The organism is Vibrio sp. NH-7 (genome assembly GCF_053643215.1).
The window spans coordinates 3016583-3030719 of the sequence record NZ_CM132187.1 but is presented as its reverse complement, the minus strand read 5'-3'; the positions used below and the strand labels follow the sequence as shown (position 1 = coordinate 3030719).

Annotated in this window: 14 protein-coding genes; 10 read left to right on the top strand and 4 right to left on the bottom strand. The window is 46.8% G+C overall.

Features of this window, described 5'->3' with window-relative positions:
- Positions 1-19 precede the first annotated feature (19 nt).
- Complete coding sequence (locus ACUALS_RS14100) at positions 20-1216, top strand: multidrug effflux MFS transporter (protein WP_039479025.1); 1197 nt, start codon at positions 20-22, stop codon at positions 1214-1216.
- 82 nt (positions 1217-1298) lie between these two features.
- Entirely contained in the window at positions 1299-1583 is a 285-nt protein-coding gene (gene tsrA, locus ACUALS_RS14095) for an H-NS-like global regulator TsrA (protein ID WP_005474424.1), read from the top strand.
- A gap of 31 nt (positions 1584-1614) precedes the next feature.
- On the opposite strand, the gene asnC is transcribed toward tsrA, so the two are convergent.
- Complete coding sequence (gene asnC, locus ACUALS_RS14090; RefSeq protein ID WP_005474435.1) at positions 1615-2022, bottom strand: transcriptional regulator AsnC; 408 nt, start codon at positions 2020-2022, stop codon at positions 1615-1617.
- A 149-nt stretch (positions 2023-2171) separates the two neighbouring features.
- Here asnC and ACUALS_RS14085 point away from each other — a divergent pair, with 149 nt between their 5' ends.
- From ACUALS_RS14085 to ACUALS_RS14075, 3 genes are all read left to right on the top strand, one after another.
- Entirely contained in the window at positions 2172-5315 is a 3144-nt protein-coding gene (locus ACUALS_RS14085) for an EAL domain-containing protein (protein WP_454448557.1), read from the top strand.
- A 50-nt stretch (positions 5316-5365) separates the two neighbouring features.
- Complete coding sequence (locus ACUALS_RS14080; protein WP_454448556.1) at positions 5366-6145, top strand: class I SAM-dependent methyltransferase; 780 nt, start codon at positions 5366-5368, stop codon at positions 6143-6145.
- A gap of 100 nt (positions 6146-6245) precedes the next feature.
- Positions 6246-6800 (top strand): hypothetical protein, encoded by a 555-nt coding sequence (locus ACUALS_RS14075; protein ID WP_454448555.1) that lies wholly within the window; start codon positions 6246-6248, stop codon positions 6798-6800.
- Positions 6801-6837: 37 nt separating this feature from the next.
- On the opposite strand, the gene ACUALS_RS14070 is transcribed toward ACUALS_RS14075, so the two are convergent.
- Together ACUALS_RS14070 and uspA are read right to left on the bottom strand one after the other, a co-directional pair.
- Positions 6838-7716: a carboxylate/amino acid/amine transporter gene (locus ACUALS_RS14070; protein ID WP_005474381.1), complete on the bottom strand. Its 879-nt coding sequence runs from the start codon at positions 7714-7716 to the stop codon at positions 6838-6840.
- A 56-nt stretch (positions 7717-7772) separates the two neighbouring features.
- Positions 7773-8198 (bottom strand): universal stress protein UspA, encoded by a 426-nt coding sequence (gene uspA / locus ACUALS_RS14065; RefSeq protein WP_005474439.1) that lies wholly within the window; start codon positions 8196-8198, stop codon positions 7773-7775.
- A 154-nt stretch (positions 8199-8352) separates the two neighbouring features.
- Here uspA and ftnA point away from each other — a divergent pair, with 154 nt between their 5' ends.
- The 4 genes from ftnA to ACUALS_RS14045 all read left to right on the top strand — a co-directional run bounded on the left by ftnA (position 8353) and on the right by ACUALS_RS14045 (position 11490).
- Positions 8353-8880: a non-heme ferritin gene (ftnA, locus tag ACUALS_RS14060; RefSeq protein ID WP_005474447.1), complete on the top strand. Its 528-nt coding sequence runs from the start codon at positions 8353-8355 to the stop codon at positions 8878-8880.
- Positions 8881-8951: 71 nt separating this feature from the next.
- Positions 8952-9275, top strand: coding sequence for a universal stress protein UspB (gene uspB, locus ACUALS_RS14055; RefSeq protein ID WP_005474468.1), 324 nt, complete (start codon positions 8952-8954; stop codon positions 9273-9275).
- Between the two features lie 111 nt (positions 9276-9386).
- Entirely contained in the window at positions 9387-10580 is a 1194-nt protein-coding gene (locus tag ACUALS_RS14050) for an NAD(P)/FAD-dependent oxidoreductase (RefSeq protein ID WP_454448554.1), read from the top strand.
- Between the two features lie 85 nt (positions 10581-10665).
- Positions 10666-11490, top strand: coding sequence for an HDOD domain-containing protein (locus ACUALS_RS14045; RefSeq protein WP_038192474.1), 825 nt, complete (start codon positions 10666-10668; stop codon positions 11488-11490).
- Here ACUALS_RS14045 and ACUALS_RS14040 read toward each other — a convergent pair.
- Positions 11487-12410, bottom strand: coding sequence for a DMT family transporter (locus ACUALS_RS14040; RefSeq protein WP_331398629.1), 924 nt, complete (start codon positions 12408-12410; stop codon positions 11487-11489). The genes ACUALS_RS14045 and ACUALS_RS14040 overlap by 4 nt on opposite strands.
- Before the next feature lie 166 nt (positions 12411-12576).
- Between ACUALS_RS14040 and rmuC the strand changes: the two genes are divergently transcribed.
- A complete protein-coding gene (gene rmuC, locus ACUALS_RS14035) occupies positions 12577-14127 on the top strand; it encodes a DNA recombination protein RmuC (protein WP_039479015.1) in 1551 nt (516 codons plus the stop codon).
- Positions 14128-14137: the final 10 nt, after the last annotated feature.

Here is a 14137-nt window from a genome sequence, read left to right as displayed (position 1 = left end):
AGTTCTTGTGGAGATTAAAGTGCATTCAAGTAACCAACTGCAGCACTCAAAAATACAGCTTACTCTCTTAACGCTGTTGGTGTTGTTTAGCCCACTGGCGATTGATATTTATCTTCCGGCTTTGCCACTAATATCGTCATCGTTTCACGTGGAACATGCACTTGCTCAAGACACAATCACTTGGTTTTTGTTTGCGATGGGTGTAGGCCAACTGTTTGCTGGACCACTCGCGGACAAATATGGACGTCGAACTGTTGCATTGGTAGGCATTAGTATTTACGCAATGAGTGCTTTATTGGCGTGGAGCGCTCAAAACATTGAGTGGATGCTAACGGCCCGATTGCTACAAGGCTTAGGTGCGTGCGCGACATCGGTAGCAGCCTTTGCAACAGTTCGCGATATGTTTGGACCGGAAAAAAGCGGCAAGATGATCAGTTATCTCAATGGCGCGATCTGTTTTATTCCGGCACTGGCGCCAATATTGGGCAGTTGGTTAACACAACAGTTTGGCTGGCGCTCAAACTTTAGCTTTATGGCGGGCTTTGCATTGATAGCCTTGGTTGCCATGATCATTAAGCTAAAAGAGACGAACCCAGCGCCAAGCTCAGAAGCTGTGTTTAAACCGAGTCGCTACTGGGCGGTGTTGAAAACGCCTTCATTTATCTTTCACGCTTCATTGTGCATGTGTGCTATGGCGGTCATTTTGGCGTACGTGACCTCGGCGCCTGTAGTATTGATGGAAAACCTTGGTTTGAGCATGAATGAGTTCACCCTATGGTTTGGGATTAATGCGGCTATCAATATTGTTGCGTGTATGACGGCACCAAAATTTATGGAGAAGTTTGGTACTCACAAAACTTTGGTGGTCGGTATCGTGACCCTTGCCATCGCAGGCATCGTTATGTTGGTTCTAGCTGAGCAAGCAACCGCGTTTGCGTTTATGTTGCCTATCTTTATGTCATCAATCGGCTTTGCTTGGATTCTTGGCGCAGCGGCTGGCAAAGCGCTTGCACCATTTGGTGATAAAGCGGGCACGGCTGCCGCACTGCTTGGTTTATTCCAGATGAGCGGATCTGGTTTGGTGGTGGGCACCGTTCAAAGGTTGGGCTTGGAACCACAACTTATGATAGCCATTCAGATGCTTATCTTGCTACCGGGCTTACTCATCTTGATGAGCAAGAGTGGCAAACACTGGCACGTAGCTGCTGCGCAATAAGTTGTGATTTGCTTTGATGCGTTACCAAAACGTTGTATATTTGAGCTCCTTTGCTAACTAATACTGTGGACTTAAAACGACGATGTCGATGACAACCTACGAAATGGCTCGTGTTTTGGAGCAACTAGAAGATTCTCCAGAAAAAATCATGTTTGGTAAATTACTCAACGAGCTAGGTAATCAGAGTGGAGAGCGCATTCGAAGTGCGGCGAAACAAGTTCCACTGCATATGCTTCGTGATATTGTTTATCAGTTCCAGCAAGTAATCGAGTCGCGCAAAGATGAGCAAGTGGAACTGCTTGCTAAATCGATAGCAGAGCAAGGTATTTCAGCGGAAGAGCTTAAGCAGTATTTAGAATCCCGCTAAAAAATGGCCCCTAAACGTAGGGGCCATTTTTTTATGGATTCACATTTCGGTTGATGGGGTTTTGCAGTGAAATCAGCGTCTCTGTCGATTGCACTTCATCAATGGCTTGGAGTTTGTCGATGAGCACGTATTGCAGCTCCTCAATAGAACGACACATCAGCTTTACAAAGATATTGTAAGCCCCCGTGGTGTAGTAGGCTTCCACGACTTCTTCCAACGCATTGAGTTTTTCGAGTGCCGAGTGGTAGTCTCGCGCGGCATTCAAGTTAATGCCGATAAAGCAGCAAACGTCGTAGCCAAGCTTTTTGGTGTCGACAATAACTTCTGTACCTTGAATGATGTCAGCTGACTTCATTTTCTCTATTCGTACATGAACAGTGGCGGGGCTAACATTAAACTGCTTGGCCATTTCGGCATAAGGCGTTCGCGCGTCTTCCATGAGCGTCTTTAAAATCGCGCGATCGAGGTCGTCGAGTTTTACGTTGTGTGCGTGCACATTTCTCTCCCAATAAGGTCGGGCTCTTAGTTCAAAATATCAACAAGAGTGATACTATTAAAAGAGTTATTTCCCATCTGAGAGCTATTTTAGTGCGCTTTAGTCTGATTCTTCTAGCGGTATTTCTATCTTCTTCGATTTATGCGAAAGACACTGACGTACTGGTCGTTCACTCATACCATCAAGGATTTTTCTGGACCGACAGTTTTCAAGAAGGGCTAGAGAACGCTCTAAAAGATTCAGGGATTTCCACCCGAGTCGTCTACCTCGATACCAAACGTAACCAAAGCCAAGAGTACCTCGACTTGCTGCTTGATCTGTATATCACCAAATTTGGCCAAGAACAGTTTCAAGCGGTTGTGGTAAGCGATAACAATGCGCTCAACCTTATGAATCGTTTGGGGGAGCAGCTAGGTAGTACGCCGGTAGTATTTGGCGGAATCAACAACTATGACCCTAGTCTGCATAGTAATTTAACCGCAACGGGGCTGATTGAAGACATTGACCTCTACAGCAACATTTCGCTTATTGAGCGTCTGCAGCCTAACGTCGAGTCGATTTATGTGATTAGCGATCATTCCGTAACAGGAGAGGCGGTGAGACAACAAGTGGGAAAGTTCATTGATACTTACCCTAATTACCGCAACAAAATTACTCAGCTGGTCCCAGAAAGTTACGATCAATTACTCGATACGCTTAGCGAGCTAAACGCAAAGAGTGCCGCACTGTTTTGGGTCTACTACCGTGACAAAAATGGCCACGTGATTTCCGACAAGCAACTTTGGAAAGAACTGAATCTACGTTCAGCAGCCCCCGTTTATATGGTTCATGATCTCGGGCTAGGTTATGGTGCGGTCGGCGGTGTCATACAAAGCGGTTTGGTCCATGGGTTGCAAACAGGGGAAATGCTCAGAGAAATTATTGAGCGCGGAGAATTGCCTAAGGTTCGAGTTGGTACGCCAGAGATCAAGTTAGATTACGTTGCTGTAAAGAAATGGGGACTCGGGGCAGAAGACGTGGCGGCGTCGATGTTTTTTAATAAACCTCAATCGTTTGCCGATCGCTACCAAAGTGAACTTAATCTAGCAGCCAGTCTGGTTTCAGTGTTGCTTATCATCATTTTGGTGTTGGTGTACTACCTGAGCCGATTAAAGCGCACTGAACAGTTGGCGACGGAAAGCCAAATGCTGACTGAAATGGTGTTTGACCAAAGTTACCACTTTATTGGTGTGCTCGATTCAAAGGGAGGCGTGACATCAAGCAACCGTAAGTTGCAAGAGTTGCTTTACAGTCAGGATTTCAGCCAAGACTTGCCCATTTGGCAACATCGTTACTGGCAAGAAGACGCCGTTGCTCAGTTCAAACGCTTCTTAGATGAAAAGCAAGCCGAGACGGTAACCCAATTTGAGGCAGAAATCTGGCATGAAGAGCTGGGCGCGTTAGTTCTTGAAGTCTCTCTCAAACCGATCCCGTCAGGCGTAGAGTCCGCGCGTTACTTACTTGAAGCCAAAGACATTACTACTCGGAAAATTACCGAAGAGCGTTTGTATCAACGTGAGGCTAACTTGAGTCATTATTACGACCAACAGCCGGTGATGATGGTGACGCTCGATGACCAAAACCGCATCCAACAAGTGAACCAATTTGCTGAACAATTGCTGGGTTACACGCCAGACCAAATCTTAGGTCATCGCTTGAGAGAGTTTTATCTGCATGAGGATGCGCTTATTCCGCGTCAGGTACTGCTGCAACCTAAACAAGTTATGAAAGGGGTCTGGCGACGTGAGATTGAGTATCGCCACGCAGACGGACAAGTGCTGTGGATTCGCGAAAATATCCGTCCTTTGGTCGAGTCGGGGCATTTACTCATTGTCGGAGAGGACATCACCGAGACGCGCAAACTGTCCGATCAATTGGCGTATCAAGCCAGACATGATCTTCTAACCGGCACCTTTAGTCGCAACTTTTTCGAAAAAGAGCTCACCAAAGCACTTAAGGAAGTGGAAAGCTATACGCGCACTCACGCAATGCTGTATCTCGATCTTGACCAGCTTAAGGTATTAAACGACACCGCAGGTCATGAAGCAGGGGACGAAGCGATCAAATTCTGTGCGCGAACGTTGGAGGAAGTCTTGCCTTACAACACTGTCTTAGCGCGGATGGGAGGCGATGAGTTCGCGATTCTTCTCAAAGATTGTACCGAGTTAGACGCGAAGAAACTGGCGAAAATGATCATCGATAACCTTGGTGAGCAACCTTTCGTCTGGCAAGACATCCGATTAAGCCTCAACTGTTCCATCGGTATTCGATTGATTGATCATACTGCTTCTTCACCGCAAATGGTCCATGCACAAGCGGATACCGCGTGTCATGTCGCGAAGGAGGAAGGGCGTAATCGCTACAGCTTATACTGCCTTGATGATCAAGAACTGCGCCGTCGTGAGCAAGAAATGGAGAGCGTGAACTTAGTACATGATGCTCTTGCTAACCAACGCATTGAGCTGTTCGCCCAGCGCATTATTGCCTTAGACAACGATGACAAAGGCATGCACTTTGAAATCTTGGTTAGGATTCGTGATGTGAATGGCGATTACATCTCTCCGGGTATCTTTATGCCTGCATCTGAGCGCTACAACATTGCGCATTTGATCGACCGAGAAGTGGTAAGCCAAACCTTGGATTGGTTTAGCGCGAATCCTGCTGCATTGGAAAATCTCAGTCAGGTTGCGATCAACCTGTCTGGTCATTCAATGGGTAATCAAGAGTTCATCCAGTTTCTGCTCAACAAGCTCCAAGAGAGCGCGGTGCCGTGTAACAAGGTCTGCTTAGAAATTACCGAAACGGCGGCCATGAGCAACATGAAGCAAGCCATCGAATTCTTTAGCCAGTTAAAGGCACTGGGGTGTTTGATCGCTTTGGATGACTTTGGCTCAGGACTCTCTTCGTTTGGCTACCTGAAAAAACTGCCTGTCGATATTGTGAAAATAGACGGCATCTTTGTTCGCGATATTGATGTCAATGAGATGGACCATTTGATGGTGCGTTCAATCAATGATTTGGCGAAACAAATGGGTAAGCGAACCGTGGCTGAATTTGTCGAGAACACGCGCATTATTGACCAACTGATGGAGCTTGGCGTGGATTACGCGCAAGGTTACATTATCGGAAAACCTAAACCCCTGCCGACGCTGGTGGAGGAGTTGATCGATGAGAATAGGGTTAGTGCCCAATCTTAAAATCCATTACACTTGCGCCAGTTTTATTGCCCCTTGAATCGGAGCCTAATGTGCAGTTACAACTTATTTGTCAATCTCCAGACCAGAATGAACAGCTTGAGCGCATCGCTCAGCGTTGGGGATTAGAGCACAACCCGCAAAGCCAGTTTGCTTTAGTGCTTACAGCTGAGCGCCTTGAGCTGCGTAAAGTCGACGAGCCTAAGCTAGGCGCCATTTACGTTGACTTGATTGGCGGTGCGGTAGGTCATCGACGCAAGTTCGGGGGCGGTAAGGGGCAAGCTATTGCGAAGGCGGCAGGGCTCAACAAAGGGGCGACCCCTCATGTATTGGACGGCACGGCGGGGCTTGGGCGCGATGCCTTTGTATTGGCTTCGCTAGGGTGCAAGGTGCAAATGGTAGAGCGCCACCCTGTGGTTGCTGCTTTGCTTGATGATGGGCTGACTCGTGCTCAGCAAGATCCAGAGATCGGTTCCTGGGTAAGTGAGCGTATGTCTTTGATCCATGCTTCTAGCCACACTGCGTTGCAAGACCTTGTGAACGACGAGTCCTTCGTTAGACCCGATGTTGTCTACTTGGATCCAATGTACCCTCATCCTGAGAACAAAAAGAAAAGTGCGTTAGTGAAGAAAGAGATGCGAGTATTTCAGTCTTTAGTTGGCGCAGACTTGGATGCGGATGGTCTGTTAGCACCTGCACTTGAACTGGCAACGAAGCGAGTGGTGGTGAAGCGTCCTGACTACGCAAACTGGCTTGATGAACAGCGCCCGGCGATGGCGATTGAAACGAAAAAAAATCGTTTTGATGTTTATGTCAAAGCATCAATGACTTAGTGCTCAAAGCCGATTAAATCTTCATTTAGTGCTTGCTAATTAACCGTCATGTAGGTATATCTTACTAAGAATTATTCGTATTCTTAGCTGGAGTAGTAGCATGGCTAAACGTCTTTGTAAGATGAATCGCAAGCAGATCGCTGAAAACCTAGGGGACATTCATCGTTTGGTGATTGAACCTAAGTTTGTCTGCCGCTCGTGTGCGCGTTCGTCTTCTTCACAAGGCTCGTTGTGTAAGCCTGCTGCGATTCCTCCTCAAAAGTGCCAAGATAAGCCGATAGAGCAACAAAGAGCTTGCGGCTTACTTGCAGAAGCGTTGCCAACACAAGATCGCGCAGATGTCGTTGATGCCAAGAAAGCACAGGCCGTTAGACGTGTGATTGACAAAGTTAAACAAAAAGCGGCAACAAAGGCGACTCACAAGCCGTCGCTGTCCACAGAATCGGTGGTCGATATCTCGAGTAACACATCAATTAAAGCAGCGAAGAAGGCGCTTAAAAAACACTATAAGCAGCAGAAGAAGCTCCTCAAGTTGGCTAAGAAGCAACGCAAATTGCTTAAGAAGCAGCATAAACTTGAAGCTCAAGTTGAGCGCCAAACACCTTTGATTATTCCAGAACTGGTTGCAGCACAGATCGACGCTGCGGTGCATTAACAATAAAAAACGCTCTCGATTAGGAGAGCGTTTTTGTTTATGCCGATTGATAGCTTTGTTCAACCTTTCTTTTGACCCAGGTTTCGTTGACCCACAACGATAACATGATGATCGCGCCGCCAATGGTGAGTCGAACTAGGTCGACATCTCGATTCCAGATCAGAATATTCACGATTAAACCTGCAGGAACCAATGCATTGTTCATGACTGCCAGTGCCCCTGCATTAACCATGGTGGCGCCTTTGTTCCACGCAAAGTACCCCAAGCCTGACGCGATCAAGCCCAAGTAGATCAAGATTCCCCACTGTGTTTGAGTGGTTGGAAGCTTATCTAGGTTGCCCATCAAGGCAAAGGCGATTGTTGCGACGCAGAGCGCACCCAGGTAGAAATAGCCAAACACCGTATGTTGTGGCAGGTCAACTGGGCTTTTCTCCATGATGTATTTGTAGCCCACTTGGCCAATGGCAAAGCACAGGTTCGCCCCTTGAACCACTAAGAAGCCCAGCACGAAGTTTTCATTGATTCCAGCAAACTTAATGAAAGCTGCGCCCGCCACGGCAATTATCGCAGTCACTAAATACCATGGTGAAAATCGTCCTTTTAAAAGATCATAAATCAAGGTGACATAGATTGGCGTGAAGACGGTAAACAAAAGGACTTCTGGAACGGAAAGCAGTAAGAAAGATTGGTAGTAGAAGCAGTACATCAAGCCAAGCTGAAAACCACCAACGGTCATCAGTTTTGCAATGAGCCCACGATCGATACCTTTAAAACGTAGGAAAGGTAAGAACACTAGGCTGGCGAGTGCGACACGGATAAAGACCGAGAACCAAGAGTCAACTTGACCGGCGAGGTAAACGCCGATCAAGCTAAACGAGAAAGCCCATAAAAGGGTGACGGCAGAGAGATAACCCATAACTAATACTCATTATCAATAAATGCTCTGCAGTCTAGCGGAAATTTTCCTCTCGATCAGTCTTTAAGTGGCACGACCAACATATCGACAGGAGAGCAATTGATTAATTGTCGGGTAGAGGAAAGCAACTTACTCCAAAAATCTTGGTGATGACCACATACCACCAGATCAATGTTGAACTCTTGAATGGTTTCACACAGTTCATTACCTAAATCACCACTGCCCACTAGCGTATGTTTGATGGGGTAATTGGCGTGATCGGCAAACTCTTGAAGTTGCGCTTGAGACGCTTGCACTGCTTGATGCTGGGTTTCAGCTAGGTTGATATCAATCAGCCCAGTGTAGAGCTCAGCGTAGTTGACATCGATATGTACAAACGACACGGCAGCTTCAAGTGGTTTGGCAAGAGAAACGGCTTTTTCAATCAAAAGTTTGCTGTCTTCAGAGAGGTCGACGGCAACCAAAATATGTTGATAACTCATAGTGCTATCTCCTTTAGGTGTCTGTTTAAAGATTAGCACCCCCAACCAATAAATTTTGTTGTAGTGATCTCAGATCCACATTCATACGTCAAAGTGTTAAAGTAACAAACATGTTATAGTCATTTACAGTTCATAGACTTAGTAGGAGAAGCAGATGCTTTCACAAGCAATGGTTGAACAATTGAATGAGCAAATTAATCTCGAATTTTTCTCATCCAATCTATACTTACAAATGAGTGCTTGGTGCGAAGACAAAGGTTTTGAAGGCGCGGCTGAATTTTTACGCGCACATGCCGTAGAAGAGATGGAGCACATGCAACGTCTATTTACGTATGTAAGTGAGACAGGCGCGATGCCAATCTTAGGTGCGATTGATGCGCCTAAGCATGAGTTCTCAAGCCTTGGCGAAGTATTTCGTGAAACGTTCGAGCATGAGCAAATGATCACTCAGAAGATTAACAAGCTCGCTCACGTGGCATTTACGTCTCAAGACTACTCAACTTTCAACTTCTTACAGTGGTACGTTGCTGAGCAGCACGAGGAAGAGAAGTTATTTAAAGGGATTTTAGATAAGCTAGAACTCGTTGGTGAAGATGGTAAAGCGCTATTCTTTATCGACAAAGATCTAGCCGCTCTAGCTAAAGAAGGCTCATCTTCTATCATGGATGCCTCTGCTGAATAACTTTCAGCGAAAGACGTTATAAAGGTCGTCTTTTTCTTCTGGGCATTCTGAGAAGATGTAGGGAGGAAAAGATGATCAATGCAGACACAATTCTATTCACGCTAATGTTGGTGACTCTCGTCAATTTAGCCAGATACCTCACTGCGCTCCGTTCTCTTATTTACATCATGCGTGAAGCCCATCCGCTGTTATATCAGCAAGTTGATGGCAACGGTTTCTTCACCACGCACGGTAATGTCACCAAGCAAGTGCGTCTCTATCACTACCTAAAAAGCAAAGAGTATCACCATCATCATGATGAGGTATTTACGGGTAAATGTGAGCGGGTCAGAGAGCTGTTTATTTTGTCGACTTCCCTGCTAGGTGTTACGTTACTTGCGGCGTTCATTCTCTAAGCGTTGATGATTTGGCAAGCAACACGAATACCGCTAGAATAGCGGACCTAAATTGCTAAGGATGTGCATCGTGCACATCCTTTTTTATTGGTCTTTGATTGAGTGGGTATCATGGCGGAAAAGTTTGATGTGGTCATTATTGGTGCGGGTGCGGCCGGTTTAATGTGCGCTGCAGAAGCAGGTAAACGAGGGCGCAGTGTGCTGCTGCTCGACCACGCCAAAAAGCCCGGTCGCAAAATCCTAATTGCGGGTGGCGGCCGTTGTAATTTCACCAACTACGATGTCACGGCTAAACACTACCTTTCTCAAAACCCACACTTCGTAAAATCCGCGTTGGCTCAATACACCAACTGGGACTTTATCTCGATGATCTACAAACATGGCATCGAGTTTGAAGAGCGCGATCATGGCCAGCTATTTTGCGTGGGCGATTACAACTCAAAAGACATTGTGAAGATGCTGCTTGCGGAGTGTCAGTTACCATCGGTAGAGCAGCGCTACCAGCAAGATATTCACCATATCGAACAGACAGAGTCAGGCTTTGAGCTGCACGCCAACACCAGCGTGATAGAGTGTCAGTCACTGGTTGTCGCTACGGGTGGCTTATCCATGCCCAAGCTAGGTGCGACCCCATTTGGCTATAAGATTGCCGAGCAGTTTGGATTGTCTATCGTCCCAACAACGGCCGGCTTGGTGCCGTTTACCTTGCACAAAGAAGACAAAGAAGACTTTGCTGAACTGTCCGGCATTGCGATTCCGGTCGAGTTGACAGCAGAAAACAACACCGTATTTAAAGAGGCTCTGTTGTTTACTCACCGTGGTTTATCAGGTCCTTCCGTTTTGCAGATATCTTCGTACTGGAAGCCGGGTGAGACGGTGACCATTAACCTTGTGCCTGACGTTGATATGGATGAGTTACTCAGTCAAAACTTGGAAAAACATCCGAATCAAAGTCTGAAGAACACGTTGGCTAAAGTCTTGCCGAAGCGATTGGTTGAGGTACTGATAGAACGCAAAGTACTAGAAGATAAGCCACTCAAGCAGTTTGGTGTGAATCAACTTAAGGCGATCAGCCAAACCTTACAGCATTGGCAGATTGTACCGAATGGTACTGAAGGTTACCGCACCGCCGAGGTGACGTTAGGTGGTGTGAATACCGATCATATCTCTTCAAAGACCATGGAGTGTAAGCAAGTTAAAGGGCTGTACTTTATCGGTGAGGTGATGGACGTAACTGGTTGGTTGGGAGGTTATAACTTCCAGTGGTGTTGGAGTTCAGGTTTCGTAGCTGGCCAGTGGGTGTAAAGTCACACGAATAATTACTGAGAATTCACTCTTTAGTACTACACTTAGTTAGTGAGATAGCAGTGTGGTCAAAGGAGTGAATCCTATGAGTCAAGAAGCGTTAATTTCCCGTATTAACGAACTACCCAGAATTGAAAGCGTCCTGCAAGAGTTACTCGAAATGGTCAATCGAGAGACGATAGACTTTGGCGAGTTAGCGCGCAAAATGTCGATGGATCAGGTGTTGTTGGCTCGTGTGTTGAGGATGGCGAACTCCGCACAGTTTGGCGGCGTGAAAGGCATCGCCAACATCAATGACGCCATTGTTCGAATTGGGATTGGCGCCATTCGTAACCTCATCTCTTCCTCGATTCTCGCGACAACCTTCCCTAAGCTCGAAACCCTCAATATCAAAGATTATTGGGCTGGTACCTTTGAAGTGGCGACAATTGCCAGCACCATTGCTAAAGACATCAAGCTGGACCCGAATGAAGCGTTTACCACAGGGATATTGCACAATATTGGCGAGCTGATGATTCATGCCTTGGAGCCAGAAAAAGCCGTCGATATTCAGCAAAGAGTGTGGAATGGGGAAAATGCCGCGCAGGTTCAACGTGAAGTATTAGGTACGGACGCGCAGCAACTGGGCGCCGTGCTTGCAGAAAGCTGGCAGTTCCCCAACGAACTGGTGGATGCCATCGCCAATGTTAACCACCCAGCGAAGGCGGTAGAGTCGAAACGTTTGGCATGTTTACTCTACTTAGCGCGAGACATTCACCAACGTTGGGACAACATGCTTGATGAGCAAGAGAAGCAGCACTACCTGACAACGAGCAAAGCCGCGATAGCACTGCATGTCTCTCCAACGCTTGCGGCGAGTATTGATGCTGTTCGCGGTCAGGGCAGTGAACTGGCGTATCAACTTTTCTAGCTATTGTGTGCGTTAGAGTGGTCAGTTTGAGCGCGATCTTTTTTGCCGATTTTGATCTGCTGGATCACCAAGCCTGTGATAATCAGCACTAATCCAAATAACGTTGCTGGGTGGATTTCCTCACCAATAATCGAAGCCAACAGCATTAACGAAATGAAGGGCGATGCAAAAATGAGGTTACTGATACGCGCCGTATTTTGCGTGGCCTTTAGAGCACTTAGCCAAAGGACGAACGTCACCCCCATTTCAAACAAACCGACGTACGTAACCGCAAGCCAACCTTTGTTGGTAATGTGACTAAAACTTGCGCCTTCGTAAAGGGTTAAGCCAATAGCGAAAGGAATGGCGACTAAAAAGCCAAGTAACACACCAACAACCGGATCGGCTTTGTTCTTCGCGTTTAAGATCCAATAACCAGCCCAAAGCAGGGTGGATAGCAACGCCAGTCCAACACCTAATGGGCTGTCAAAATTAAGACCTAGCACATCCCCTTTGGTCGCGATAACGATCACGCCCAGATAGCTGAACGTACAAGCGACCCAATCCTGTTTGCGAATCTTTTGCCCTAAGAAAACCGCAGCCATCAAGGTTAAGGTGATCGCCCAGCTGTAGTTGATGGCTTGCGCTTGTGAGGCAGGCAGAAGATCGTAGGCTTTGAACAATATGATGTAGTAAGCCAGCGGATTGATGACACCAAGTAGCAGGTAGTACCAAGGGTTAGATAGAAACGTGCGGGGTAATTGCTTCAGCTTACCGGTGGCCGCGCAGATAATCATCAACGCTAGTGCCGAGACAATACTCGCCACGGTTAACATCTGAATCGGGGTGAATTCAGCTAACGTGAGCTTAAAAGCAGTCGCTACTGTTGACCAGAGTAGTACAGCAGATAAACCTAATCCTAAAGCGCGGCGCTCGTTCATGATGTTCCTTTCATCAAACCAGCAGTGATATTGCGCTGGTTGTTGGTATGGCTGAGGGTATGAAGCGCCTAGTCTAGCTGTTCGATAACTGGCCGACAAACTGGACATTTATCCAGTGCTAAAATACCATTGAGTGAAGACGATAAACACGAGTTAAGCCTTTACTATGCAATGGATTCTAGAGAATCAAACTTTATTGATGTCATCCATCACCAGTGCCGTTGTCGGTGGTTTTGTTGTCGGTTGGTGGGTAAAACAAAAAATGCAGTTTCAGCAACAACTCACTGAGCAGCAACTAGAATCCAATCAACAACTTGCCAACAGCCAGATCCAACAGTTGCAGCGAGAGCTCGAACAATGCCAGCAAGAGTTGGATGAATTAGACAGCGAAAGAGACAAAGCCGCTTATGAGCTGAAACAAGCACACGGTAAGTTGATGGCGGTGATGGAAAAGCTGCGTTACTTTGACGCTGTGAAACAAGAACGTCAGCAATACGCTGACGACCTAAACATCGCAAGAGAGCAGAAGTCACAACTTGATGCTCAGCTTCGCGAACAACAAGCCCGCCATGAACAAGAAAACAAAGCCAATCAAGAGAAACTGCAATTACTCGAGCAAGCCGAAGTACGCCTGAAGCAACAGTTTGAACACCTTGCCAACCAACTGTTTGAAGAAAAAACCGCCAAAGTCGACCAACAAAACCGCCAAAGTTTAGAAGGCTTGCTCTCACCATTGAAAGAGCAGTTGGAAGGCTTTAAACGCCAAGTCAACGACAGCTTTACGGTCGAAGCCAAAGAGCGTCATACCCTGGTTCATGAGCTGAAAAACCTGCAACGTTTGAACGAACAAATGACCCGAGAGGCTGTGAATCTTACTCAGGCTCTGAAAGGGGACAACAAACAGCAAGGCAACTGGGGAGAGGTCGTGCTAGCGCGTGTGCTTGCCGAATCAGGCTTGCGAGAAGGGCATGAATATCAAACTCAGGTTAGCTTGCAAAATGAAGCGGGTAAACGTTATCAGCCGGATGTGATTGTTCACTTACCACAAGATAAGCAGGTGGTTGTTGACTCTAAAATGGCGCTCGTGGCTTACGAGCGTTACTTTAATGCAGAAACCGATGCTCAGCGAGACAAAGCCCTAAGTGACCACTTACTTGCATTGAGAGCGCATATTAAGGGGTTATCGAACAAGGATTATCATCAGTTGAAAGGCATTCAGAGTCTCGACTACGTGCTGATGTTTATTCCTGTCGAGCCCGCTTTTCAGATCGCCATTCAAGCAGACCCAAGCTTGGTTAAAGAGGCAATGGAGCACAACATTATTTTGGTCAGCCCGACCACTTTGCTGGTGGCGCTTCGAACCATTGATAACTTGTGGCGCAATGAGCGACAAAATCAAAACGCGCAAGTGATTGCTGAGCGTGCCAGCAAGCTGTACGACAAACTGCGATTGTTTGTTGACGATATGGAGAGCTTGGGCGGCGCGCTTGATCGAGCCAACCAGAATTACCAAGGTGCGATGAACAAATTGGCTACCGGGCGCGGAAACGTCATTCGCCAAGCGGAGAGCTTCAAACAGTTAGGGGTGGAGGTCAAAAAACCGATCTCTAGCGCGCTCACTCAAATGGCTCAATATGAAGGGCTCACAGAAAATCGTGCATTGAATGAAAATGATTCTATCGTACAAAGACATCCGGATGAGGATAAAGTAAACTAATCGCCCGCAG